The 20,694-nt window shown below is 71.4% G+C and carries 22 protein-coding genes; 10 read left to right on the top strand and 12 right to left on the bottom strand.

All coding sequences use genetic code 11. From position 1 onward, the window contains the following. Positions 1 to 50: 50 nt before the first annotated feature. A complete protein-coding gene (locus HNR30_RS35870) occupies positions 51 to 470 on the top strand; it encodes an NUDIX hydrolase (protein ID WP_312894873.1) in 420 nt (139 codons plus the stop codon). Here the strand turns inward: HNR30_RS35870 and HNR30_RS35865 are convergent. Then, a complete protein-coding gene (locus HNR30_RS35865; RefSeq protein ID WP_181614526.1) occupies positions 433 to 3,468 on the bottom strand; it encodes a DUF6242 domain-containing protein in 3,036 nt (1,011 codons plus the stop codon). The genes HNR30_RS35870 and HNR30_RS35865 overlap by 38 nt on opposite strands. A 688-nt stretch (positions 3,469 to 4,156) precedes the next feature. After that, a complete protein-coding gene (locus HNR30_RS35860; protein WP_181614525.1) occupies positions 4,157 to 5,155 on the bottom strand; it encodes a CPBP family intramembrane glutamic endopeptidase in 999 nt (332 codons plus the stop codon). Positions 5,156 to 5,252: 97 nt separating this feature from the next. Here HNR30_RS35860 and HNR30_RS35855 point away from each other — a divergent pair, with 97 nt between their 5' ends. Both HNR30_RS35855 and HNR30_RS35850 read left to right on the top strand, forming a co-directional pair. Beyond that, entirely contained in the window at positions 5,253 to 5,936 is a 684-nt protein-coding gene (locus HNR30_RS35855; protein WP_181614524.1) for a hypothetical protein, read from the top strand. Next, the gene (locus tag HNR30_RS35850; protein ID WP_181614523.1) at positions 5,933 to 6,484 is read left to right on the top strand and encodes a DUF6529 family protein; all 552 of its coding nucleotides are present in this window, start codon (positions 5,933 to 5,935) and stop codon (positions 6,482 to 6,484) included. Before HNR30_RS35855 ends, HNR30_RS35850 begins: the two co-directional genes overlap by 4 nt. Here HNR30_RS35850 and HNR30_RS35845 read toward each other — a convergent pair. After that, positions 6,474 to 7,406, bottom strand: coding sequence for an HpcH/HpaI aldolase/citrate lyase family protein (locus tag HNR30_RS35845; RefSeq protein WP_181614522.1), 933 nt, complete (start codon positions 7,404 to 7,406; stop codon positions 6,474 to 6,476). The two genes, HNR30_RS35850 and HNR30_RS35845, sit on opposite strands and share 11 nt — an antisense overlap. 131 nt (positions 7,407 to 7,537) lie before the next feature. On the opposite strand from HNR30_RS35845, the gene HNR30_RS35840 reads away from it, so the two are divergent. Further along, positions 7,538 to 8,131 carry a biotin transporter BioY gene (locus HNR30_RS35840; RefSeq protein WP_181614521.1) on the top strand — a complete coding sequence of 198 codons (594 nt, stop codon included), beginning with the start codon at positions 7,538 to 7,540 and terminating at the stop codon, positions 8,129 to 8,131. A 22-nt stretch (positions 8,132 to 8,153) separates the two neighbouring features. Here HNR30_RS35840 and uppS read toward each other — a convergent pair whose 3' ends face one another. Beyond that, complete coding sequence (gene uppS, locus HNR30_RS35835; RefSeq protein ID WP_246379910.1) at positions 8,154 to 8,894, bottom strand: polyprenyl diphosphate synthase; 741 nt, start codon at positions 8,892 to 8,894, stop codon at positions 8,154 to 8,156. Positions 8,895 to 8,912: 18 nt separating this feature from the next. Between uppS and HNR30_RS35830 the strand changes: the two genes are divergently transcribed. Further along, positions 8,913 to 9,395 carry a GNAT family N-acetyltransferase gene (locus tag HNR30_RS35830; RefSeq protein ID WP_181614519.1) on the top strand — a complete coding sequence of 161 codons (483 nt, stop codon included), beginning with the start codon at positions 8,913 to 8,915 and terminating at the stop codon, positions 9,393 to 9,395. Between the two features lie 9 nt (positions 9,396 to 9,404). Further along, a complete protein-coding gene (locus HNR30_RS35825) occupies positions 9,405 to 10,481 on the top strand; it encodes an epoxide hydrolase family protein (RefSeq protein ID WP_181614518.1) in 1,077 nt (358 codons plus the stop codon). Here the strand turns inward: HNR30_RS35825 and HNR30_RS35820 are convergent. Both HNR30_RS35820 and HNR30_RS35815 read right to left on the bottom strand, forming a co-directional pair. Beyond that, on the bottom strand, positions 10,478 to 10,891 hold the full coding sequence (locus HNR30_RS35820; RefSeq protein ID WP_181614517.1) for a PPOX class F420-dependent oxidoreductase: 414 nt from the start codon (positions 10,889 to 10,891) through the stop codon (positions 10,478 to 10,480). The two genes, HNR30_RS35825 and HNR30_RS35820, sit on opposite strands and share 4 nt — an antisense overlap. A gap of 2 nt (positions 10,892 to 10,893) precedes the next feature. Further along, on the bottom strand, positions 10,894 to 11,640 hold the full coding sequence (locus HNR30_RS35815; protein ID WP_181614516.1) for an AraC family transcriptional regulator: 747 nt from the start codon (positions 11,638 to 11,640) through the stop codon (positions 10,894 to 10,896). A gap of 49 nt (positions 11,641 to 11,689) precedes the next feature. Between HNR30_RS35815 and HNR30_RS35810 the strand changes: the two genes are divergently transcribed. Continuing rightward, complete coding sequence (locus HNR30_RS35810) at positions 11,690 to 12,253, top strand: TIGR03086 family metal-binding protein (RefSeq protein ID WP_220134336.1); 564 nt, start codon at positions 11,690 to 11,692, stop codon at positions 12,251 to 12,253. A 3-nt stretch (positions 12,254 to 12,256) separates the two neighbouring features. Here the strand turns inward: HNR30_RS35810 and HNR30_RS35805 are convergent, their stop codons facing one another. Further along, positions 12,257 to 13,051 carry an alpha/beta fold hydrolase gene (locus tag HNR30_RS35805; RefSeq protein WP_181614515.1) on the bottom strand — a complete coding sequence of 265 codons (795 nt, stop codon included), beginning with the start codon at positions 13,049 to 13,051 and terminating at the stop codon, positions 12,257 to 12,259. An 83-nt stretch (positions 13,052 to 13,134) separates the two neighbouring features. Between HNR30_RS35805 and HNR30_RS35800 the strand changes: the two genes are divergently transcribed. Beyond that, positions 13,135 to 13,770, top strand: coding sequence for a TetR/AcrR family transcriptional regulator (locus HNR30_RS35800; protein ID WP_220134335.1), 636 nt, complete (start codon positions 13,135 to 13,137; stop codon positions 13,768 to 13,770). Positions 13,771 to 13,781: 11 nt separating this feature from the next. Further along, positions 13,782 to 14,138, top strand: coding sequence for a hypothetical protein (locus HNR30_RS35795; RefSeq protein ID WP_181614513.1), 357 nt, complete (start codon positions 13,782 to 13,784; stop codon positions 14,136 to 14,138). Positions 14,139 to 14,156: 18 nt separating this feature from the next. Here HNR30_RS35795 and HNR30_RS35790 read toward each other — a convergent pair whose 3' ends face one another. Together HNR30_RS35790 and HNR30_RS35785 are read right to left on the bottom strand one after the other, a co-directional pair. Further along, on the bottom strand, positions 14,157 to 15,107 hold the full coding sequence (locus HNR30_RS35790) for an EamA family transporter (RefSeq protein WP_181614512.1): 951 nt from the start codon (positions 15,105 to 15,107) through the stop codon (positions 14,157 to 14,159). Between the two features lie 49 nt (positions 15,108 to 15,156). Continuing rightward, the gene (locus HNR30_RS35785; protein WP_312894872.1) at positions 15,157 to 15,591 is read right to left on the bottom strand and encodes a MarR family winged helix-turn-helix transcriptional regulator; all 435 of its coding nucleotides are present in this window, start codon (positions 15,589 to 15,591) and stop codon (positions 15,157 to 15,159) included. 66 nt (positions 15,592 to 15,657) lie between these two features. Here HNR30_RS35785 and HNR30_RS35780 point away from each other — a divergent pair, with 66 nt between their 5' ends. After that, complete coding sequence (locus HNR30_RS35780) at positions 15,658 to 16,797, top strand: Mrp/NBP35 family ATP-binding protein (protein WP_181614511.1); 1,140 nt, start codon at positions 15,658 to 15,660, stop codon at positions 16,795 to 16,797. Positions 16,798 to 16,908: 111 nt separating this feature from the next. On the opposite strand, the gene HNR30_RS35775 is transcribed toward HNR30_RS35780, so the two are convergent. From HNR30_RS35775 to HNR30_RS35765, 3 genes are all read right to left on the bottom strand, one after another. Further along, the gene (locus tag HNR30_RS35775; RefSeq protein WP_220134334.1) at positions 16,909 to 18,165 is read right to left on the bottom strand and encodes an esterase/lipase family protein; all 1,257 of its coding nucleotides are present in this window, start codon (positions 18,163 to 18,165) and stop codon (positions 16,909 to 16,911) included. Between the two features lie 206 nt (positions 18,166 to 18,371). After that, a complete protein-coding gene (locus tag HNR30_RS35770; RefSeq protein WP_181614510.1) occupies positions 18,372 to 18,740 on the bottom strand; it encodes a sec-independent translocase in 369 nt (122 codons plus the stop codon). Between the two features lie 54 nt (positions 18,741 to 18,794). Beyond that, entirely contained in the window at positions 18,795 to 20,168 is a 1,374-nt protein-coding gene (locus HNR30_RS35765) for a S1C family serine protease (protein ID WP_181614509.1), read from the bottom strand. Positions 20,169 to 20,694 lie beyond the last annotated feature (526 nt).

Genomic DNA, 20,694 nt, shown 5'->3' with positions numbered 1-20,694 from the left:
GCGTCGTCCGGCACCGATCCGTCAAGGCCGCGCCGTTATATAACCGCAATGTGCGCGTAAATTGTGTCGGAGCCATCGTGATCCGCGACGATCTTCTGCTGCTGGTCAGGCGGGGCCGGCCCCCGGGCCAGGGCCTGTGGTCGCTGCCAGGCGGCCGGGTCGAGCCGGGCGAGAGCGACGCCGAGGCCCTGAGCCGCGAGCTGCGGGAGGAGACCGGCCTGGAGGTCGAGGCAGGGCCGCTCGTGGGCGCCGTGGACCGTCCAGGACCCGGCGGCGTCGTGTACGAGATCCGCGACTACCGCGCCACCGTGACCGGCGGCGTGCTGCGCGCCGGCGACGACGCCGCCGACGCGCGCTGGTGCCCGCTGGACGAGCTCGTACGGCTGCCGCTGTCTGAAGGGCTGCTGGAGACGCTCATCGGCTGGGACGTCGTCAGCGCTCCGCGGACAGGGTCGAGTTCCACAGGATGAGATGGTCGGCGTTGTAGGTCGTCGAGCGGCCCAGCCCGACGACCTGGGTGCCGGCCAGGCTCACCGCGGCCAGCCACTGCCTGCCCTCCCCCGCCAGCTGGTCGGCGTCGAGCTCGTTGCGGTGCCAGGTCTGGCCGTCCTCCGAGGTCCAGGCGGCGCCGTCACCGTCGTGCGTGCCCACGGCGACGACTCCCTGCTTCTCGGCGGCCAGGTCGTGCACGGTCGCCGGGTGCTCGGCCGGCAGCCAGGTGTAGGCGCCCCAGGTCTTGCCGTCGTCCTCCGAGGTGACGGCGAAGGCCCGCGTGGTGCCGTTGTGCTGCGCCGTACCCGTCACCACGACCCGCTCGCCGAGGACCGCCACCTGCCTCAGCCCAGCGCTGGTGGCTCCCGCGGGCATGACCCGCGGTCTGGCCTTCCAGTTGGCGCCGTCCTGCGACCACCAGAACACACCGCTCTCGGAGTCGCCCTCACCCGCCCCGCCCACGGCGAAGTACTTCTCGCCCGCGGCCGCCAGGTCGTGGATGCGCACCCCCGCGCCCGCCTGGGGAAGCGGGCGCGCCTTGGCGTAATTCTGGCCGTCCTTGGTGAACCACAACGCCGCGGCGGCGCCGGAGGCGTTCTGCTCCTGCCCGGCCACCACGTAGCCGTTCTCACCCGCGGTGATGGCGTGCAGCGACACCGAGCTCTCGCCACGAGTGGGCGCGGGCGCCTTCTTCCACGTCAGGGCATCCTGCGACGAGACCACCAGAGGCTCGCTCGTGATCGTGTCGAGGGAGTTGGAGCCCACCGCCAGCCAGCCCTTGCGCCCGTGCGCGACGTCCAGCAACGCCTGCTCGCGCGGACCGCCCAGGCTGGCCGCCCGCCACACCTCACCGTCGGAGCTGGTCCAGATGCCCGCGTCGCCCGAGACCGAACCCACTGCCACGAACCTGCCCTCGCCCGCCGCGACCCTGCTCACCTCACGTGCCGCCCTGGTCAGACCGTCGACGCCGCCCAGATCCACCTGGGAGATCTCGCCGCTCTGCGTCGCCGTCAGCAGCACGGGCCGGTTGTCGATGTCGGAGGCCGCCTGGTCGCCGCCGGCGAACAACACGCCGGTGTCGGTGATCGCGAACGCCCGCAGCGTGGCGTCCGTCAGCTGATCCAGCGTCACACGCTTGCGCCAGCTCTTGGCGTCGTCGCTGGCCAGCACGGTGTAGCCGTTGAAGCCCACCTTGCTGACCGCCGCCACGCCACCCTCGTGCGAGATCAGCAGGTCGACGCCGTTCCGCTGACCGCTCAGGCCGCCGATCTCGCCGCACTGCGCCCACTCGGCCCCGCTCGACGAGCAGTAGACCTGCACCCGCCCCTCCGGCGAGCGATACTCGATCGGCACCAGCACGAACTGCTTGGCCACGACGGCCAGCGTGCCAGGACGCGCCTCGGCGACACCCAGCTTGAACTCCGTCGCCCGCCAGGTCAGGCCGCCGTCCGGCGAGCTGATGGCGCGCATGCCGTCCCCCCCTGTCGGCCTGCCCAGCGCGACCACCGCGTCACCCCTGGCCTGGACGGCCTTCAGCTCACCCACCTCCAGGCCGCGGGTGTCTCCCCGTTCCCAGGTCTGGCCGTCGGGCGAGGACCACACCGCCGCGCCGAACCCGTTGTCGGACAGGGTCCTGCCGACCGCGACGAACCCCTCTCGGGTACGGGCGATGTCGTGGATCATGTCGCCGCGCCTGAACCCGGCCGGCTGCACGCTCTCCCAGGTGAAACCGTCGGTGCTGGTCCACAGGCCCAGCCGGTCCTGGTCTCCGCCGCTGGCCAGCCAGGCACCCTCGGCGCCGACCACGCGCAGCACCGTGGCGGTGGGCGAATCGGAGACCTTGCCCAGCTGCCAGCTCCTGCCGTGGTCGGGCGAGAAGAGGAACAGGGGGCGCGGGGTGGGGTTGGTGGTGTCGCTGCCCACGGCGACCACGGTCTTGCCGACTGCCGTCATGGCGTTCAGCTTCTGGTTCGAGCCGCCGACCGCCGACGAGAGCTTGAACCAGGTGTCGCCCGAGTGGATCTGGCCGGTGGCCAGGCTCAGGCCCTGGCCCGGGGGGCCGGTGAGCTGGCGGTATCCGAGGATGCCGCCGGTGACGGTGAGGGCGATGGCCACCAGGATGAGGATCGGCACGATCGAGCGGCGCCTGCGCACCGGGCTCGACCTGCGGGCCGCCGCCGGCGCGGTGCCCCGATGGTGCCTGCCGCCGTTGGGCCTGGGCGGGCCGGTGGCGACGAGTAAGTCGGGCCGCGTGGGCCGTCCACCGGGCGGCCGCCCCACACGCCGCACGGGCTCCTGCTCGTCGGGCACACGCTCGGGCTGGGCGGGGATCTCCTGCTGAACGGGGATCGGCTCGGGCCCACGGTCGGGCCCACGGTCGGGCCCACGGTCGGGCCCACGGTCGTGCTCACGGTCGTGCTCACGGTCGTAGGCGTCGCTCTCGTACGCGGGCTCGTGGTCGCGGCCCGGATCGGGGTCGTACTCACGGCCGCGCTCGTAGTCGTGGCCCGGGGCGGGCTCATGGTCACGGCCGCGCTCGTAGTCGTGGCCCGGGCCGGGATCGTGGTCCGCCTCGCGTTCGGACGGGGTCCGGCCGGGCTCGGCGCCGGGTTCCTGCGCCGGAGGCGGCGGCCAGCGGGGGCCGTCGGGCCGGGGGTAGGGCTGGGTGGTACGGCTGCGGTCGATCTCCTCGGCCGTCGGCTGCGGCCGTGACTCGCCCCTGGCCACCAGCTTGTCGGGACGCGAGACCAGCCTGCGAGCCCGGCGGCGCGGCTCGGCCTCGGGGTCGGCGGTCGGCGAGCCGTACGGGTGGCGTCCTCTGCGCACGTCGGGCGGCTCGTCCTCCGGCGTGGGCGAGGAGAAGGGCGGCTGGCCCCACGGCGAGGAGCCCAGCGGCAGCCCGCGGGCACGGTCGTCGGTCGGCCCCGGCGGCGTGTGCTCGATGCGCGGCTCACGTGGCGAGGCCTGCTCACCCACGCCACGCCCCGCGACCGGCTCCCCATGACCGCGCCCACCGGACCGGTCACCCTGGCCGCGCCCGCCGGACCGGTCGCCTTGCCCGCGCCCGCCGGACCGGCCGCCTTGCCCGGGACCGCTGGACCGGTCGCCTTGCCCGCGGCCCGCGGACGGCCCACCTTGGCCGGGACCCGCGGATGACCCGCCTTGGTCGCGGTCGCCGGCCGTCTCGCCCTGGGCACGTCCTGGGGGCGTCTGGCCGTGACCGTGCTCTGGGGGCGGCCAGACGCGTCGTCCGCGGTCGGCGGGCATGACGTACGGCTCGCCGCGGCGGCGGGGCGCGCGGGAGGCGGCCTCGCCGGGATCCCACCCGGCCTGGCCGGAGTCCCGCCCTGCCGCGCCGGGGTCTCGACCGGCCTCACCGGGGTCTCGACCGGCCTCGGGGGTGGGGGATGGCGTCTCGCCCTGAGGGTCGTCGCCCGGGCGCGGTTCGTCCGGGCGTCGCTGTGGCGGATCGCTGGGGCCGGAGGCCACGCGCCGCACCTCCTCGTCGGTTTCCGGACCGTTCCACTGCTATGCGGCTATCGCCGGAAATTCCGGTAATGCCACGGGACTACTTCTACCCCGTCCCGCGGAGATGATCACCCGGAATCCCCGATGTGTCGCAACATCCAGACCAGCATGCCCCAGCCGTAAGCGCGAGACCTCTCTAGCGAGATTCGCCAAACTCTCTAGTGATTTGCGGCGAAAACTGACTGATTGCCCGTTTACGAGCCAAGAACAGCACCCCCGCCGCGAACACCCCGAGCTGCACCACGGTCCCCGCCAGCGACGGCCACGGCACCGCCCCCTGCTGCATCGCCTTCTCCAGCTCACCCGCCGCCGCCGACAGCCCGAAGGCGAAGACGTTGTTGACCACGTGCATCGCGATGGCCGCCTCCAGCCCGCCGGTGCGTACGGCCAGCAGCCCCATCACCACGCCGAAGCTGAACACGTCGACCATGCCCGCACCCGTGTAGCCGTGCAGCGACATGAAGGCCAGCGAGCCCAGCACGATGCCGAACACGGGATTGCGGAAGTAGGCGCCGAAGGCCTGCAGCAGCCACCCGCGGAACAGGTACTCCTCCGTGGCCGCCTGGAAGGGCACCAGCAGCAGGATCACGACCACCGCGGGCAGGAACCGCTCCCAGCCCGCCCAGCCGAACAACTGCGAGACGTCCTCGCCCGCGATGGCGTAGGCCGCCGCCAGGGCCGCCTGGCCCAGCACCAGCGCCACCACCGCGACCAGCACGCACTGCCAGAGCCACGTCCAGCGCAGCCGCCCCGCCACCGACGACAGCGTGCCGGGGCGCCTGCGCTGGATCAGCGCCGTCGTGCCGTACACGACGGGCAGCACGGCCGCGATCGACAGCAGCAGGAAGACCAGGGCGTACACCGGGTCGCCGAACAGCCGGGGGTCGTTCTGGAGGACCTCGATCCCCAGCACCACGGCCACGAACATGCCGATCAGCAGGACGGCCAGGCCCACCCCGAAGAAGGCGACGCCCAGCACGATGGTGCCCACCAGCGGGCGCCACCAGGCGTTGGCGGCGTTCCTGGCCAGCTGGTCGTAACGCGCGCCCGGCGGCGACGGCAGGAACCAAGGCTGGGGCGCCTGCGGCGTGTACGGCTGCGGCGGGCCGTACGGGGGCGGCGGGTTGTCGTGCATTACTCCATTGTGGCCACCGGGCGCGCATTTCTTCACAGACAGGCCGCGCGAACGCGTGGATTCTCGAGGGCAAGCAGTCCAACCCTGGGAGTACGTCATGTCCAAGCTGGGGCCGTTCCTCACCCTCGCGGCAGGTGCTGTCCTCGCCGCCGGGCTGGGCGTGGCCAGCGTCACCGCTCAGTCGGCGGAGTCACCCGCCACCGCGGCGAACGTCGCCGAACCCGGCGCCACCGCCGAGGCCACCTCCGTGGCCACCCCGTCCGGCAAGCCCGAGGCCTCGAAGCCGGCCAGGGCCGTCCGTGCCGACTACGCAGGGCGCGTGGAGGGCACCCGCGCCCTGGTCGCCGTCTCCGTCCGCGACGCGAAGGCCATCGGCTACTTCTGCGACGGCAAGACCGAGGCCTGGTTCGTCGGCAAGGTCGCCGAGGGCCAGGTCTCCTTGGAGGGCTTTGGCGGCGCCACGCTGTCGGCCACGCTCGGCGGCGGCAAGGCCGTCGGCGAGGTCGCGCTCGGCGGCAAGAAGTGGGACTTCACCGCCCCCACCGCCAAGAAGCCCTCGGGCCTGTACCGGGCCAGCGCCATCGTGCGCGGCGCGCGCATCAAGGCCGGCTGGATCTACCTGCGCAACCCGAACGGCGACGGGTTCGTCCAGGTCGGCACCGCCTTCGTGGGCGATCAGCAGGTCGAGACCCCGCAGCTCACGCCCGGTCAGCCCGTGACCATCGACGGCGAGCAGCTCGAGCCCAAGGACGTCGACGGATTCATCGAGGAGATGCAATGACCGCGGTAGCCCAGCCACGGCAGCAGCGGCGCGGCGCCGCGACCCTGCTGGTCCCGCTCCTGGTGGGCGGGCTCGTCATGGTGGTGCTCGGGGTGTACGGCAGGATGCACACGCCCACGGGCTTCGCCGTCGGCCCCGCCGGGTTCTCCGGCCCCCTGCCGATGAAGTCGTGGCTCACCACGGGCGCCTTCGTGCTGGCGTTCGTCCAGATCGTCTCGGCCCTCTCGATGTGGGGCAAGCTCGGCATCCGCATCCCGGCCGGGGTGCACCGGTGGTCGGGGCGGCTGGCGTTCGTCCTGACCGTCCCGGTCGCCTTCCACTGCCTGTACGCCCTGGGCTTCCAGTACGACGTGCCCAGGGTGCTCATCCACTCGCTGCTCGGCTGCTTCTTCTACGGGATCTTCACGGCGAAGATGCTGGCCCTGCCGCGCAAGGGCCTGCCCGGCTGGGGCCTGCCGGTGCTCGGTTCGCTGGCGTTCACCGCGCTGGTCGGGCTCTGGCTGACCTCGTCGTTCTGGTTCTTCACCACGATCGGCGTCAGCTTCTGAACGACGTGGTACGGCTGAGCCCGGCCGCCCGCCCCTTGGCCGCCACGACCAGGGCCATCTTCCGGGAGGCCTCGTCGATCATCTCGTCGCCCAGCATGACCGCGCCGCGCTGCTCCACGGTGGTGTAGTGCTCGTACGCCTCAAGGATCAGCTCGGCGTGGTCGTAGTCTTCCTGCGAGGGTGAGAAGACCTCGTTGCACGCCTGCACCTGTGAGGGGTGCAGCACCCACTTGCCGTCGTAGCCCAGCGCCGCGGCCCGCCTGGCGACCTTGGTGAAGCCCTCGACGTCCTTGATCTGCAGGTAGGGTCCGTCGATGACCTGCAGGTCGTGCATCCTGGCGGCCATCAGCAGCCGCATGAGGATGTAGTGGTAGGCGTCGCCCTCCGGGTAGCCGGGCGGCTGCTCGCCCACGACGAGCGTGCGCATGTTGATGGAGGCCATGAAGTCGGCGGGTCCGAACACGAGGGTCTCGAGCCGCTTGGAGCTCCCGGCGATGGCGTCGACGTTGACCAGCCCGCGGGCGTTCTCGATCTGCGCCTCGATGCCGATGCGGCCGACCTCGAAGCCCATTGTCTTCTCGATCTGGGTGAGCAGTGTGTCGAGCCAGACGACCTCGGTGGCGTCCTGCACCTTGGGCAGCATCACGCAGTCGAGCCGCTCGCCGGCGCCCTCGACGACCTCGATCACGTCGCGGTAGGTCCACTGGGTCTCCAGGGCGTTGACCCGCACGACCCGCGTCTTGCCGGTCCAGTCGCCTTCGAGCAGGGCCTTGACCACGTTGCCTCGCGCCTGCGCCTTGGCCAGCGGGGCGACGGAGTCCTCGAGGTCCAGGAAGACCTCGTCGACGTCGAGGCTCTGGGCCTTCTCCAGGAAACGGGGGTTGCTGCCGGGGACCGCGAGCACCGAACGTCGAGAGCGCATGCGGCTCACGCTAGCGCCCTTCTATCGCACCCGTACAAACCCCTGTCCTGGTTCTTGGAGCACCCCACCTAGGAGTTCGGATGCGAGAGGCGGCAACAATAAGGTCAACCGCATACAAAAGAGGAGTTTCGATGGCTTCCGTCCCCGCGGCACACCGCCCCGCCGTCCTGTCCGACCTGATTCCCGGCGCCCGGGTCCGCGACGCCGCCCTGGTCGTCGGAGGCGCCGCGCTGACCGGCCTGGCCGCCCAGGTCTCCTTCGGCTGGCCGGTGCCCTGGACCGGTCAGACCTTCGCCGTGCTGCTGGTCGGTGCGACGCTCGGGATGAACCGCGCGGCCCTCAGCATGGCGCTCTACGCGCTGGCGGGCGCCGCGGGCGTTCCGTGGTTCGCCGAAGGGACCTCCGGCGTGATCAGCGCGACGACGGGCGGGCTGCTGCCGTCGTTCGGCTACATCCTCGGCTTCATCGTGGCCGCCGCGATCGTCGGCAAGCTGGCCGAGCGCGGCGGTGACCGTACGGCGCTGCGGACCGTGGGCACGATGATCGCCGGCAACGTCGTCATCTACGCGTTCGGCATTCCGGTCCTCATGGCCACCCTCGACCTCGGCCTCGGCACCGCCCTGTGGGAGGGCGCGGGCAAGTTCCTGGTGAGCGACGGCCTCAAGATCGCGCTCGCCGCCGGGCTGCTCCCGCTGGCCTGGAAGCTGGCCTCCCCCAAGCGCTGACCCCCGGTCGGGCGCCGGGTGGTCACGCCGCCCGGCGCTGGGCGTGGGCGCGCAGGGCCCGGAGGAAGTCGATCTCGCGGAAGCCCGGCCAGTAGACGTCGCAGAAGTGCAGGTCCGAGTGGGCCGCCTGCCACAGCAGGAAGCCCGACATGCGCTGCTCGCCGCTGGTCCTGATGACGAGGTCGGGGTCGTCGCGCCCGGCCGTGTACAGGTAGGGGTCGAGCGACTCGGCGCTCAGCGTCCCGGCCACCTCCTCCAGGGAGTCGCCCGTGCGTGCCAGCAGCAGGGAACGCACGGCGTCGACGACCTCCTGGCGCCCGTCGTAGCCGATGGCGACGGTGAGATCGTGGTCCCGGCCGGCGGTGGCGTCCTGGGCGAGTTTCAGGGCGTGCGCCGTGGAGTCGGGCAGGGCGTCGAGCCGACCGGCGACGTGGATCCGCCACAGGGGCGACGACTCCACGAGCGTGCCGGCGATGATCCGCTCGATGAGCTCCATGTAGTACCTCACCTGGAACGACTCGCGCTTGCGCACATTGTCGGCCGAGGCGACGTAGATGGTGACCTGCCGGATCCCGAGCCTGGCGCACCAGCCGAGCACGGTCTCGATGTGGGCGACCCCGTGCTCGTGGCCCAGGCTGGGGTTGTCGAAGCCCATCTGCCGCGCCCAACGGCGGTTGCCGTCCATGATGAGACCGACGTGCGCGGGCAGCGGGCCACGCCCGACCTTGTCACGCAATATCCGGAGATAGAGGGCGCGAATCATGCCCATACTCTGGTCCACATGCTCCTGCGGACCAAACGGCTGACCCTGCGCCCGGTCACCCCGGACGACCACGCGACGCTGCTCGCGCACTGGACGAGCCCTCAGGTGCGGGCGTTCCTCTTCGACGGCGAGGTCCTGAGCCCCGAGGCGGTCACCCAGGTGATCGAGGAGACCCCGCACCTCTGGCTGGTCCACGACGGCGAGGCCGTGGCCGGCACCGTGGCTCTGCGTCCCCTGGAGGACCTGGGCCTGGAGGTCGTCTACAGCCTGGAGCCCGGTGCCTGGGGCAGGGGCTACGCCACCGAGGCAGCGCGGGCGGTGGTGGAGCACGCGCTGACCACGCTCGGCCTGCCCGAGGTGCTCGCCGAGGTCGACGAGGGCAACCTCGCCTCCATCAGGGTCGTCGAACGTCTGGGCATGCGGCCGTTCGAGAGAGTGGAGGGACTGCTGGGGCCCATGGTCCGCTTCAGGACACTGCCGATCAACGAGGAGCGGGCGTAGTGTCCGACCATGACACCCTTCCACATCGACATCCCGCAACAAGCGCTCGACGATCTGCATGAGCGGCTTCGTCGTACGCGCTGGATGCCCGAACTCCCGGGCGCGGGATGGGAGCGAGGCACACCGGTCGGCTATCTCCAGGAGCTGACCGACCACTGGGTGAACGGCTACGACTGGCGCAAGGCGGAAGCCGAGCTGAACCAGTGGCCGCAGTTCACCACCGAGATCCAGGGTCAGACCGTGCACTTCAGGCACATCAGGGCTCAACGGGAGCACGCCCTGCCGCTTCTCCTGATGCACGACAACCCCGGAGGAATCATCGGGCTGCTCGACGTGCTCACCCCGCTGTCACGCGACTTCCACATCGTCGCGCCGACCATGCCGGGGTTCGGCTTCTCCAGCCCGCTGGCCGGCACCGGCTGGACGGTGCCGCGCACCGCGGCGCTGTTCGCGGAGCTGATGGACAGGCTCGGCTACACCAGGTACGGCGCGCACGGCGGGGGCGGCGGCGCCAATCTCTGCATGGAGCTGGGCCGAACGGTGCCGGAGCGGCTCGAGGGCCTGCACGTCAACGCCTACGTCGCGATCCCGGGCGACGACCTCGACGGGCTCGGGGCCGGCGACATGCGACGGCTGGGCACCATCCAGCAGTTCATGCAGGACGGTTTCGGCTTCAACCTCATCATGTCCACCCGTCCGCAGACCGTATCGGCGGGCATGCACGATTCGCCCGTCGGCCAGCTCGCCTGGATCGCGGAGAAGCTCAGGGACTGGGCGGGCCCGGAGAACCCGATCTCCGCCGATCGCATCCTGACCGACGTCACGGTGACCTGGTTCACCCACACGCAGGTGTCGATCGCGCAGTCCTACTTCGACAGCGCGCACGACCACGGCGCCTGGGGACCGAAGGATCGTGTCGAGGTGCCCACCGCGTTCGCGGTGTCGGCCAACGACGTCACCATCCGCCGGTTCGCCGAGCGGGACGCCAACGTCGCCTCCTGGACGGAGTTCGACCGCGGCGGCGCCTTCATGGCGCTGGAGCACCCTGACCTGATCGTCGCCGACATCAGGAAGTTCTTCGGCTAGTGCTCGGCCCGGTGGGCGGGGTACCACTCCTCGCCCACCGGCTTGCCCTCCAGGTTCCAGCTCCACGAGACGGTGGGCGTGATCCGCACGTAGAAGCCGGGCCCCATCATGCCCACCCGCTCGACGGGCGGCTCCGCCCTGCCGTAGATCCTGATGCCGCGCGCGACGAACGGGTCGAAGGAGACCATGTCGTCGACGACGAGCGCGACCGCGTGCCGTCCCGCCTGGACGTTGCGCACCTTGCGGGTGGCCAGCACGCTCGGTCCCGAGCCGCCGACCCAGAAGTGCTCGCCGTCGAACTCGAAGGCGACGGGCATCACGTCGGGCTGCTCGCCGTCGGGAGCCAGGGTCGCCAGCCTGGCCAGCGGCTGCGAACGAAGGTAGGCCAGTTCTTCCTCGGTGAACGACACGGTCAGTACCTTTCGGCATAGGCGGTCGGCGGTTCGCCGAACATGTCCTTGAAGTCGCGGGTGAAGTGGGCCTGGTCGGCATAGCCGAGTTCGGCCGCGACGTCGGCCCAGTCGAGGCCCATACCCCTGGCCAGCCGCTCGGTCACCTCGTGCAGCCGATATCTGCGGATCACCCACTTCGGCCCGACGCCCACGTAGTCGGCGAACAGCCGCTGCACCTCGCGCACGCCCGCGTCGATGCGCCGCGCCAGCACGTCGACCCTGGTGATCTCGGGCGTATCCGCGATCAGCGCCACGACGCCCGCCGCCCGCTCAGCCCTGGGATCGGGTTCGGGCAGCCACTCGCGCAGCCACTCCTCCACGGTTGCGGCCGTCACGGGGTCCGGCAGCGCGCCGGGGAGGATCTCGGCGGCCGGGATCACGCGATCGGTGATCGTCGAGACGGACGTGCCCAGGAAGGGGCGGAAGCCGCCGGGCCTGAAGGCCACGCCGAAGACCCCGCCGCGCCCCTCCAGGACCCTGACCTGGTGCCCTCTGCACACGCCCTGGATCCAGGCTCCGCCGTCGCGAAAGGTCAGGTGCACGTTCGGATAGGGCACGATCAGCTGCTGGTACGGCTCGCGGTAGTCCCAGGTCACCGCCCAGTACCTCTCGACGAACGGCGCCAGGTCGGCGGCCGGCGCGCCCGGCTCGACGTGCCGCTGGAACCTGCGCCACGCTCCCCCGAGCCCTCGCGCGTCTGTGGCCATGTCGTGTTTATACAAGACAGCCCCTGCGTGTCTTGCTTTCCTGTACGGCATGCATCTGATGAACCGCGCAGCACAGCCCATGATCCAGATCATCCGCGCCATCCGCCCCGAGGACCTGGCCAGGCCCACTCCCTGCGCGGAATTCGACGTGCGCAAGCTGATCAGCCACATGCTCTACTGGGGGCCCTCGCTGGTGGCGGCGGCGTACAAGCGTGCTCCCGAGCTGCCTGCCGTACCCGAGACGGAGGCCGATCTGGCCGCGGGCGACTGGGCCGCGGCGCTGGAGTCCCAGACCGTCCGGCTCGCGGAGGCGTGGAGCCGTCCGGAGGCCTGGGAGGGTACGGCGTCACTGGGCGGACCGACGGAGCTGCCCGCCTCGCTCATCGGCGGTATGGCCGTGGGCGAGCTGGTGATCCACGGCTGGGACCTGGCCCGTGCCACGGGTCAGGAGCCGGTGTGGGACGGCGAGCTGATCGAGTTCGTCCATGACGAGGTGGCCAAGACCGCGCTCCAGGGACGCGAGATGGGGGTCTACGGTCCCGAGGTGGAGGTGCCGGAGCCGGCGTCGTTGCTGGAGAAGGCGCTGGGGCTGACCGGCCGCGATCCGAGGTAGGGGCTACTTCTCGAGCACCTGGCGCAGGCGGGGCAGGAAGGCCTGCGGGTCGTCGGCGAAGCCGGTGTGCCCGCCGGGGAAGAAGGTAGGACCGATGCCCAGTGCCTGGGCCAGGGCCCTGGTGGTGCGGTCGCACAGCTGGTCGGTGGACTCCTCGCCGATGCCGGCGACGACGGGCACCGCGCCGAGCTTGTCGAAGTCGGGGCGCCAGCGGGTGGTGGCGCGCAGCTCGTGGTGGAAGAAGCGGTGGTCGCTGGCCTCCTGGACCGGCCCGCGCTCGCCGCCGAACATCATCTCCAGCACCTCGGCGGGCATGTGGATGTTGGCCAGGGTCATGAACTGCGACCAGGCACCGACCACGTCGCCTCGGGAGAAGGTGGCGATCATGTCCTCGGTCTGGGCGACCAGCTTGTCGCGGTCGTCGACGAGCATTTGCAGGGGCGGCTCGTGGGCGATCACGAGGTTGACCTGCTCGGGGTGGGCCTGGGCCAGGGCGAGCACGGTCACCGCTCCGCCGCTGGAGCCGAACACCGCGGCGGGGCCGGCGTCGAGGTGGCTCAGCAGCCGCGACAGGTCGTCGGCGCGCAGCTCGGGGGTGGAGTCCTGGGTGGGGTCGGCCAGCGGGCTGCGGTGGTGGCCGCGGGGGTCCATGGTCAGGACCGTGTAGTCGGCGGCGAGCTGCTCGGCGACGGCCTGGAAGGCGTCGGCGCCCATCGGCGAGGCCACCAGGGCGACGACCGGGCCGCTGCCGCGCACCTCGTAGTAGAGGGTCGCGCCGGGAACGTCTAGGGCGCTCATGTTGTCCTCCCGTAGATGTGTACGATGTCCACATTGCGAAGATAGCAAGAAGTGGACGCCGTACACAACCAGGGAGGCCTGCGGTGAAGCGGGAGACGTATCGGCACGGCAACCTCCGGCAGGCCCTGCTGGAGGCGGGGATCGAGCTCGCCAGGGAGGGCGGGCCCGACGCCGTGGTGCTGCGCGAGGCGACCAGGCGGGCCGGGGTGGTGCCCAACGCGGCCTACCGGCATTTCGCCGACCGCAACGCCCTCGTGCACGCCGTCTCGCTGGCCGCGATGGCGGAGCTGGCCCGCACCATGGAGGCCGAGCAGGCCGACCGCCTGGCTCGACGCGCCGCCGGCGATGCGAACGCCGCAGAGGAGGCACGGGCACGCTTCCGCGCCGTCGGCACCGGCTACCTGCGCTTCGCCCGCACCGAGCCAGGCCTGTTCCGCGCCGCGTTCTTCGTCCCCGGGGACATGGTGGAGGCCGAACTGCCCGTCTCGGCGGGCGAGGGCGGGCTCACGCCGTTCCAGCTGCTCGGCGCCGCACTCGACGAACTGGTGGCCTGTGGCCTGATGCCCGCCGGCCGCCGCCCCGGCGCCGAGTTCCTGGCCTGGTCGAGCGTGCACGGCCTGGCGGTCCTGCTGATCGACGGGCCGTTGCGCGGGCTGGCTCCCGAGCAGGCGGAGGACGCCACGGAACTGCTGATCGACATGATCGAGCGCGGCCTGTAAGACTCGGAGGCGTGACAGTCATCGAGGAAGGCGCGAAGAAGTCGGGCGTGTTGTGGCTGGCGCTCGACAAGCCGCGGCTGGCCTGGCACACCTGGCACGAAGGCGCGGTCTACGTGGTCACCGGCGAGGGCGAGCAGGTCCTGCCCGGCCTGGCCGGGCGCGACACCGTCGAGGTGATCCTGCGCAGCAAGGACAACGGCGCGCGGCTGGTCGCCTTCGAGGCCGACGTCGAGGTGGTCGACCAGGCCGCCGAGGCGGAGGCGGTGGCCGCACTGGCCAAGGACCGCCTCAACTCGCCCGACGGCGCCGGCCTCACCGACCGCTGGGCCCGCGAGGCCACCGTCATCAAGCTGCGCCCGCGTTCCTAGACCGCTGCGCCCGCGCTCCTAGACGGCCGCGGGCTCCGTCACGCTCGGCTCCCGCGCCGGTTCCCGTACGGCGGAGCGCGCGGTCGACAGCTGCGCCAGCAACGCCCCGGCCAGGACTGCCAGGCCTCCCCCGATCTGGAAGGGCCCCAGGCCCTCGCCGAGCAGCAGCCAGGCCACGATCGCCCCGAAGATGACCTCCAGCGTGGCCACGGTCGCCCCGATGGCCGCCGACAGCCTGCGCACGGCGTTGACGCCCAGCACATAGGCCACGGCGGTGGCCACGACGATCATCCACAGGTAGGCGCCCACCACGGGAAGCGTGGTGCCGCCGATCGTCGCGGAGGCGCTGAAGGCCTGCCACGGGATGTTCCACGGCTGGGCGAGCGGCACGAGCAGGACGGCGGCGCCGAGCATGCCCCAGGCCACCAGGCCCAGGGGGCTGACCTCGTCACCGATGCTGTCACTGAGCAGGAAGTAGGCCGCGCAGCAGGCTCCCGCCGCCAGGCCGAGCACCACGCCCAGGGCGTCGAGCCGCATGCCCTCCCAGAACTCCACGACCACGCCGAGCCCGGCGAAGGCCAGGATCGCTCCGGCGAAGGCAATGCGCGGCAGCCGTACCTTGCGCACGAACCGCACCCAGAAGACGACCATGACCGGCGCGGTGAACTCCAGCAGCAACGCGATGCCGACGGGCAGGCGGGTGATGGCCACGAAGTAGAGGGTCTGCACGCCCGCCACCGCGACCAGGGCGTAGGCCGCGAAAAAGCCCCACTTGGATCGAGGGATGCGCAGCACGGCCGGCTTGAAGACGGCCAGCAGGGCGAACATCAGCAGCCCCGCACCGCTCATGCGCAACCAGACCGACTCAAGGGGGGCCAGTCCCGCCGCGTTCAGAAATTTCGCCATGGGGCCCGAGAAGGCGAAACACCAGGACGAGACAAAGGCCAGCGCGAGTCCTGCGTAGCGCATGGGTGACACCACCATAGGGGGTAAGGAGTATTAGGCAGGTTTGATACTGTCACACCACCCCCAATTTGGCGAGCATCTCCCTACATCTGCCCACATCGTCAGGATCAAGCAGATCGAGAAAATGGCGCCGGATGCCCCGCAGGTAGACCGGGGTCGCCTCCTCCACCCGGGCCTTGCCCTGAGCCGTCAGCACCGCGTACAGGCCCCGTGCGTCGCTCTCGCAGGCCTCGCGCGAGACCAGTCCCTCACGCTGCAGCCGGTCCACCAGCCGGGTCAGCCCGCTACGCGACAGCAGCACCCGGTGGGCCAGGTCGTTCATACGCAACCGGAGCCCCGGCGCCTCCGACAACCTCAGCAGGACCTCGTAGGAGGCCAGCGGCAGGTCGTGGGCCTTCATGAGGTCGTCTTCGAGCCGCCCCGCGATCTGCACCTGAGCGCGGTGGAGCAATCGCCACACGGCGAGTTCCTCGGAGGTGGGACGCACGCAGTAACCTTAGAACGTTGCGTGTGCATCTACTGCGGCGCCCACCGATATCAGCGGAGCTTTTTCATGGCACCTACCCCAGAGCAGGTCACGGCCGCACTCGCGACCGTGAACGACCCCGAGATCCGGCGTCCCATCACCGATCTCGGCATGGTCAAGAGCATCGACATCTCCCCGAGCGGCGAGGTGGTCGTAGGGATCTACCTCACGGTGTCAGGCTGTCCGCTGAAGGACACCATCACCCGTGATGTCACCAACGCAGTCATGAAGATCGACGGCGCGACGAGCGTCCGCGTCGCGATGGACGTGATGAGCCAGGAGCAGCGCAAGGAACTGCAGACCAAGCTGCGCGGCGACAAGGGGCCGGAGAAGGAGATCCCCTTCAACCAGCCCGGCTCGCTCACCCGCGTCTTCGCCGTCGCCAGCGGCAAGGGCGGCGTCGGCAAGTCCTCGGTGACGGTCAATCTCGCCGCCGCCATGACCGCCCAGGGCCTCAAGGTCGGCATCGTCGACGCCGACATCTACGGCCACAGCATCCCCCGCATGCTGGGCGCCTCCGAGCGGCCCACCAAGGTCGAAGACATGATCATGCCGCCGGTGGCGCATGACATCAAGGTCATCTCGGTCGGCATGTTCAAGCCCGAGGGCAACAGCCCCGTGGTCTGGCGCGGCCCGATGCTCGACCGCGCGCTCCACCAGTTCCTCGCCGACGTCTACTGGGGCGACCTCGACGTCCTCCTCCTCGACCTGCCCCCGGGCACCGGCGACATCGCCATCTCCGTGGCGCAGCGCCTGCCGGGCGCCGAGATCCTGGTCGTCACCACGCCCCAGATGGCCGCCGCCGAGGTCGCCGAACGCGCCGGCTCCATCGCCGCCCAGACCCACCAGCAGATCGCCGGCGTCATCGAGAACATGTCGTGGCTGCCCTGCCCCCACTGCGACGAGCGGGTCAACGTCTTCGGCGAGGGCGGCGGCCAGACCGTGGCCGACGCCCTGACCCGCATCCTCGGCGCGCGCGTTCCGCTGCTCGGCCAGGTGCCGATCGACATGCGCCTGCGCGAGGGCGGCGACGAGGGCAAGCCGCTGGTCATCACCGACCCCGACTCGCCCGGCGCCGCCGAGCTGAACAAGATCGCTGCCGCGCTCTCCAAGCGTTCCAGCAGCATCAAGGGCATGCAGCTGGGCCTGGCGCCCTCCCGCCGCTGACCCCTGTGACCGGGCCGGTTCCGCCACGGAACCCGCCCGGTCACACCACCGGCCGTCGTACGGCTCCCGCCCGGCGTCGCCGTGACCGAGGCCGGGACGTCGTTGGTGCGATCACCCCAGCCAGGTCGCGATCTGGCTCTTCGCGTTCGAGGCCCAGCCCAGCTTGAGATGGTTGAGCCCCAGCGTGGCGCTCGCCGCCCGGTTGGCGATGCCGTCGGCGGCCGCGCAACTGGCCACGAAGACCGCGCCGTCGGAGGGTCCCGTGTGCTCGTTGTGCATCAGCGCCATGTCGGCCGCGTTCCCGCACAGCTGGTAGACGGCCACGGCCGCCGGGGTGCCCGCGTTGATGAGCGGCTGGACGAGCGAGCCGCGGTCGATGGCCCACTGGATGCCGTTGCCCTGGGTGTAGAAGCCGGTGCCCCCGTAGTAGGTGGTGTACCAGTCCTGCTCGGTGGCGGGCAGCGGGTAGACGCCGTCCCAGCGGTAGAGCATGTCGTCGGAGCCGGGGTAGGCGTTGCCCTCGTAGCTGAGCTCGGGGTGGTTGCGCCACAGGCCGTAGCAGATCATCGCGGAGTGCGGTGCGGGGGCGTTCAGCGAGCCGCCGCACTCCGGGAAGATCGCGAAGTCGTGGGTCCAGCCGTGGCGGTACCCCCAGTCGAAGCCCTTGTTCGGCCCTCCGACGAGGATGAGCTTGCGCACGTCACCCGCGTAGGCCGTACCCCATGACTGGCGCAGCGAGGAGACGTACATGCGGGCGTTGAACGCGCCCTTCGACCAGCCGATCACATCCACCTGGGCGGCGCCCGTCCTGGCCTTGACGCGCTTGACGGCGTCGCCGATCTGCTCGGCCCAGTAGTGGCCGTCACCCGTGACGTGCGGGAAGCCGATGGCGAAGACCTTGTACCCGGCGGCGTCGAGATGCTGCATGAGGCCGGTCGTCGGGCAGGAGGACTGGCCGCAGCCGTAGGCACCGCGGGCATTGGGGTTGGCCCAGGCCAGGTCGGCGGTCTGGTTCGCGCCGTGCACCAGCAGCACGGGCGTCGCCCTGGCGCCGCTCTGCCAGCCGGGCGCGTGGTAGAGCAGGAAGCGGGAGGAGTGCGGGCGGGCCACGTCGCCGAACAGGCGGCGGCTCTGGCCCGTGTGGTCGCCCCGGCCGTCGGGCGGGTACGTCTCGGCCTGGAAGCCGGTGGAGGTGTCCCGGTACCGCTCCACCAGCGCCCAGCCGTTCTCCAGGCCGGTGGTGTAGGTGGCCTCCAGGGTGACGGAGGCAGTGGCGGCGGCGGTGACAGAGGCGGTGGCGGGCGGCGGGGCGGCGGCGGTCAGGGCGGCGGCGAGCAGCAGGGCGGCGAGGGCTCGGCCCGTTAACACGGTCGTCTTCACCGCCCCAGCTCACGTCACGCGCGAGACGACGACAATGTGGCCGGCCGCCATGTTGCGGGCCGCACACCAGTCGGCGCACCACGGAAGGCCGCGCCGCGCCTCATCACCGCCCGCCACTTGACCCGCTGGCACGGAAGGCCGCGCCGCGCCTCATCGCCGCCCAGGCCAGCGGCCGCTACCTGACCCGCCGCGGGTCAGGTGGCCTCGCTGTCGTAGGGCGGGATCTCGCCGTAGCCGAGCTGCGACTCGGCCGCGCCCAGCGCCGGCTCCGGGAGCGGATCGGTCGCGGTCGCGGTCGCGGTGTTGCCGTTCCAGCTGTCCTCGACGTCGTCGAGCAGGTGCTTGCGCACGAAGTTCTTCGGATTCAGGTCCGCCGGGTCGAAGTCGGCGAACTCCGGCCCCAGCCCGGACCTCAGGTCGTCACGGGCGTTGTTGGCCATGCGCCGCAGGTTGCGCAGCGTGCGACCCGCCTGCGCCGCGGCCTGCGGCAACTTTTCCGGGCCGAAGACCAGCAACGCGATGACAATCAGCGCTGTGATCTCCAGCCAGCCAAGTCCGAACACCGTGAACTCCTCACCACGCCGGGGACGATTCCGGCTACTCCAGACTAAGGCAGGTTAGGAGGGAGTCGGCGTGGCGACCGGCTCCGCGTCGGCCTCGACGGTGAGCGTCGCGGTCTTCTCCTGCCCGTCACGCAGGTACTTGACGGTGAGCTTCGATCCGGGAGCCTTCGACCTGACCAGCGCGATGAGTTCCTCATCGTTCTCCAGCCGCAGGCCGTCGACCTCGAGGATGACGTCGCCGCCCTTCAGCCCGGCCTTGGCCGCGGGGCCGTCCTTGGTGACCGGCTGGCGGCCCTGCGCGGGGTCGGAGGCGATGCGCACGCCCTCTCCGGTGTGGCCGGGGTCGATGACGATGCCGATGAGCGGCTTGCGCGCCTTGCCGTACTTGATGAGGTCTTCCGCCACCCGCCTGGCCTGGTTGCTGGTGATGGCGAAGCCCAGGCCGATGTTGCCCTGCTCGCTGTTGGACACGCGGCTCAGCGTGGCGATCGCGGAGTTGACGCCGACGACCTCGCCGTTGGCGTTGACGAGCGGGCCGCCGGAGTTGCCCGGGTTGATGGCGGCATCGGTCTGGATGGCGCTGATGTAGGCGACTTCCTCCGCCGTCCGGGCGCTCTCGGAACCGGCCACCACGGGGCGGTTCTTGGAGCTGACGATGCCGGTGGTGACCGTACCGGTCAGGCCCAGCGGGGTACCCACCGCGAGCACCGGGTCGCCGACGACGACGTCGTCGGAGTTGCCCAGCGCGATCTCGGGGGTGCCGAAGGTGTCGTCGGGCTTGATGACCGCCAGGTCGGAGCCGGGGTCGGTGCCGACGATGCGGCCGGGCGACTCCTTGCGGTTGTTGAAGATGATGTTGATCTCGCCGCTCTTGACGGCCATGGCGACCACGTGATGGTTGGTCACCACGTAGCCGCCCTTGATCAGGAAGCCGGAGCCGCTCGCGCCCTCGGTGCGGTTGCCGTTGCCGACCTCGAGCGAGACCACGCTGGGCAGGACCCTGGCCGCCACACCCGCCACCGAGTCGGGCGGGCGGTTGGTGCTGCCGGTCGGGACCGGGCCCAGGCTGTAGTTGGGGTTGGTGTCGGAGCCGTCGCGGGTCATCAGGTAGGTGCCGGCGCTGGCGGCCAGGCCGGAGACCAGGGCGATGACGACGCCGATCGCGACGAGCACGCCGACGCCGGGACCGCGCGACGGACCGGACGTGGAGGCGGCGCCGGGCGGAGGCGCCCATCCGGCGCCCATGCCGAGCGGGCGGCCGGGGGGAGGCGGGGGGACGTTGCCCCCGCCCGAGCCGGAGCCGCCCTGGGCGCCGAACTGGCCGGTGTTGCCCGCCGGGGAGCCGAACTGGCCCGTGTTGCCTGCCGGGGCCCCGAACTGCGGAGCGGGGCCGGACGGCGCGCCGAACTGGCCGGTGTTACCGCTCACGGCGGGGTTCTGGCCGGTGTTGCCGTTCTGGCCGCCGTAACCGCCGTGGGGCGGCGGGCCCGACGGCGGGCTGAATGACGGCCCAGAGGGCGGGCTGAAGGAGGGCGCCGAAGGAGACGACCCGGACGAGGGCACCGAGGGAGACCCGGCAGAAGGCCCGGCAGAAGGCACCGAGGAGGCCCCGGTTGAGGACGCCGATGAGGCCCCGGTTGACGACGCCGGGAAAGGCCCGGTTGACGACGTCGAGGAGGGCCCGCTGGAAGCCGCCGAGAAGGGCACGGAAGGCGACGAGGTGGCGCCGGGGGCAGGCACGTCAAAGGCGGGGCCCGATGGGGGCGGCGCGTCGAAGGCGGGCCCGGAAGGAGGAGGTGCGTCGGCGGCCGGTCCCGAGGGCCCGCCGAACACGATCGTGTCGCGCGGGCGCCCGGAGGGGTCGCCCCAGCCGTTGCCGCCGGAAGGCGGCGGAGTCTCGCCGGCGGGGCGGAACTCGGGGCGTTCCTGCACCTCGGTGGAGTCCGACGGCATG

The sequence above is a fragment of the Nonomuraea soli genome, from assembly GCF_013761175.1.
In the GTDB taxonomy this organism is placed as follows: domain Bacteria; phylum Actinomycetota; class Actinomycetes; order Streptosporangiales; family Streptosporangiaceae; genus Nonomuraea; species Nonomuraea soli.
This window is presented reverse-complemented; position numbering and strand designations above follow the sequence as displayed.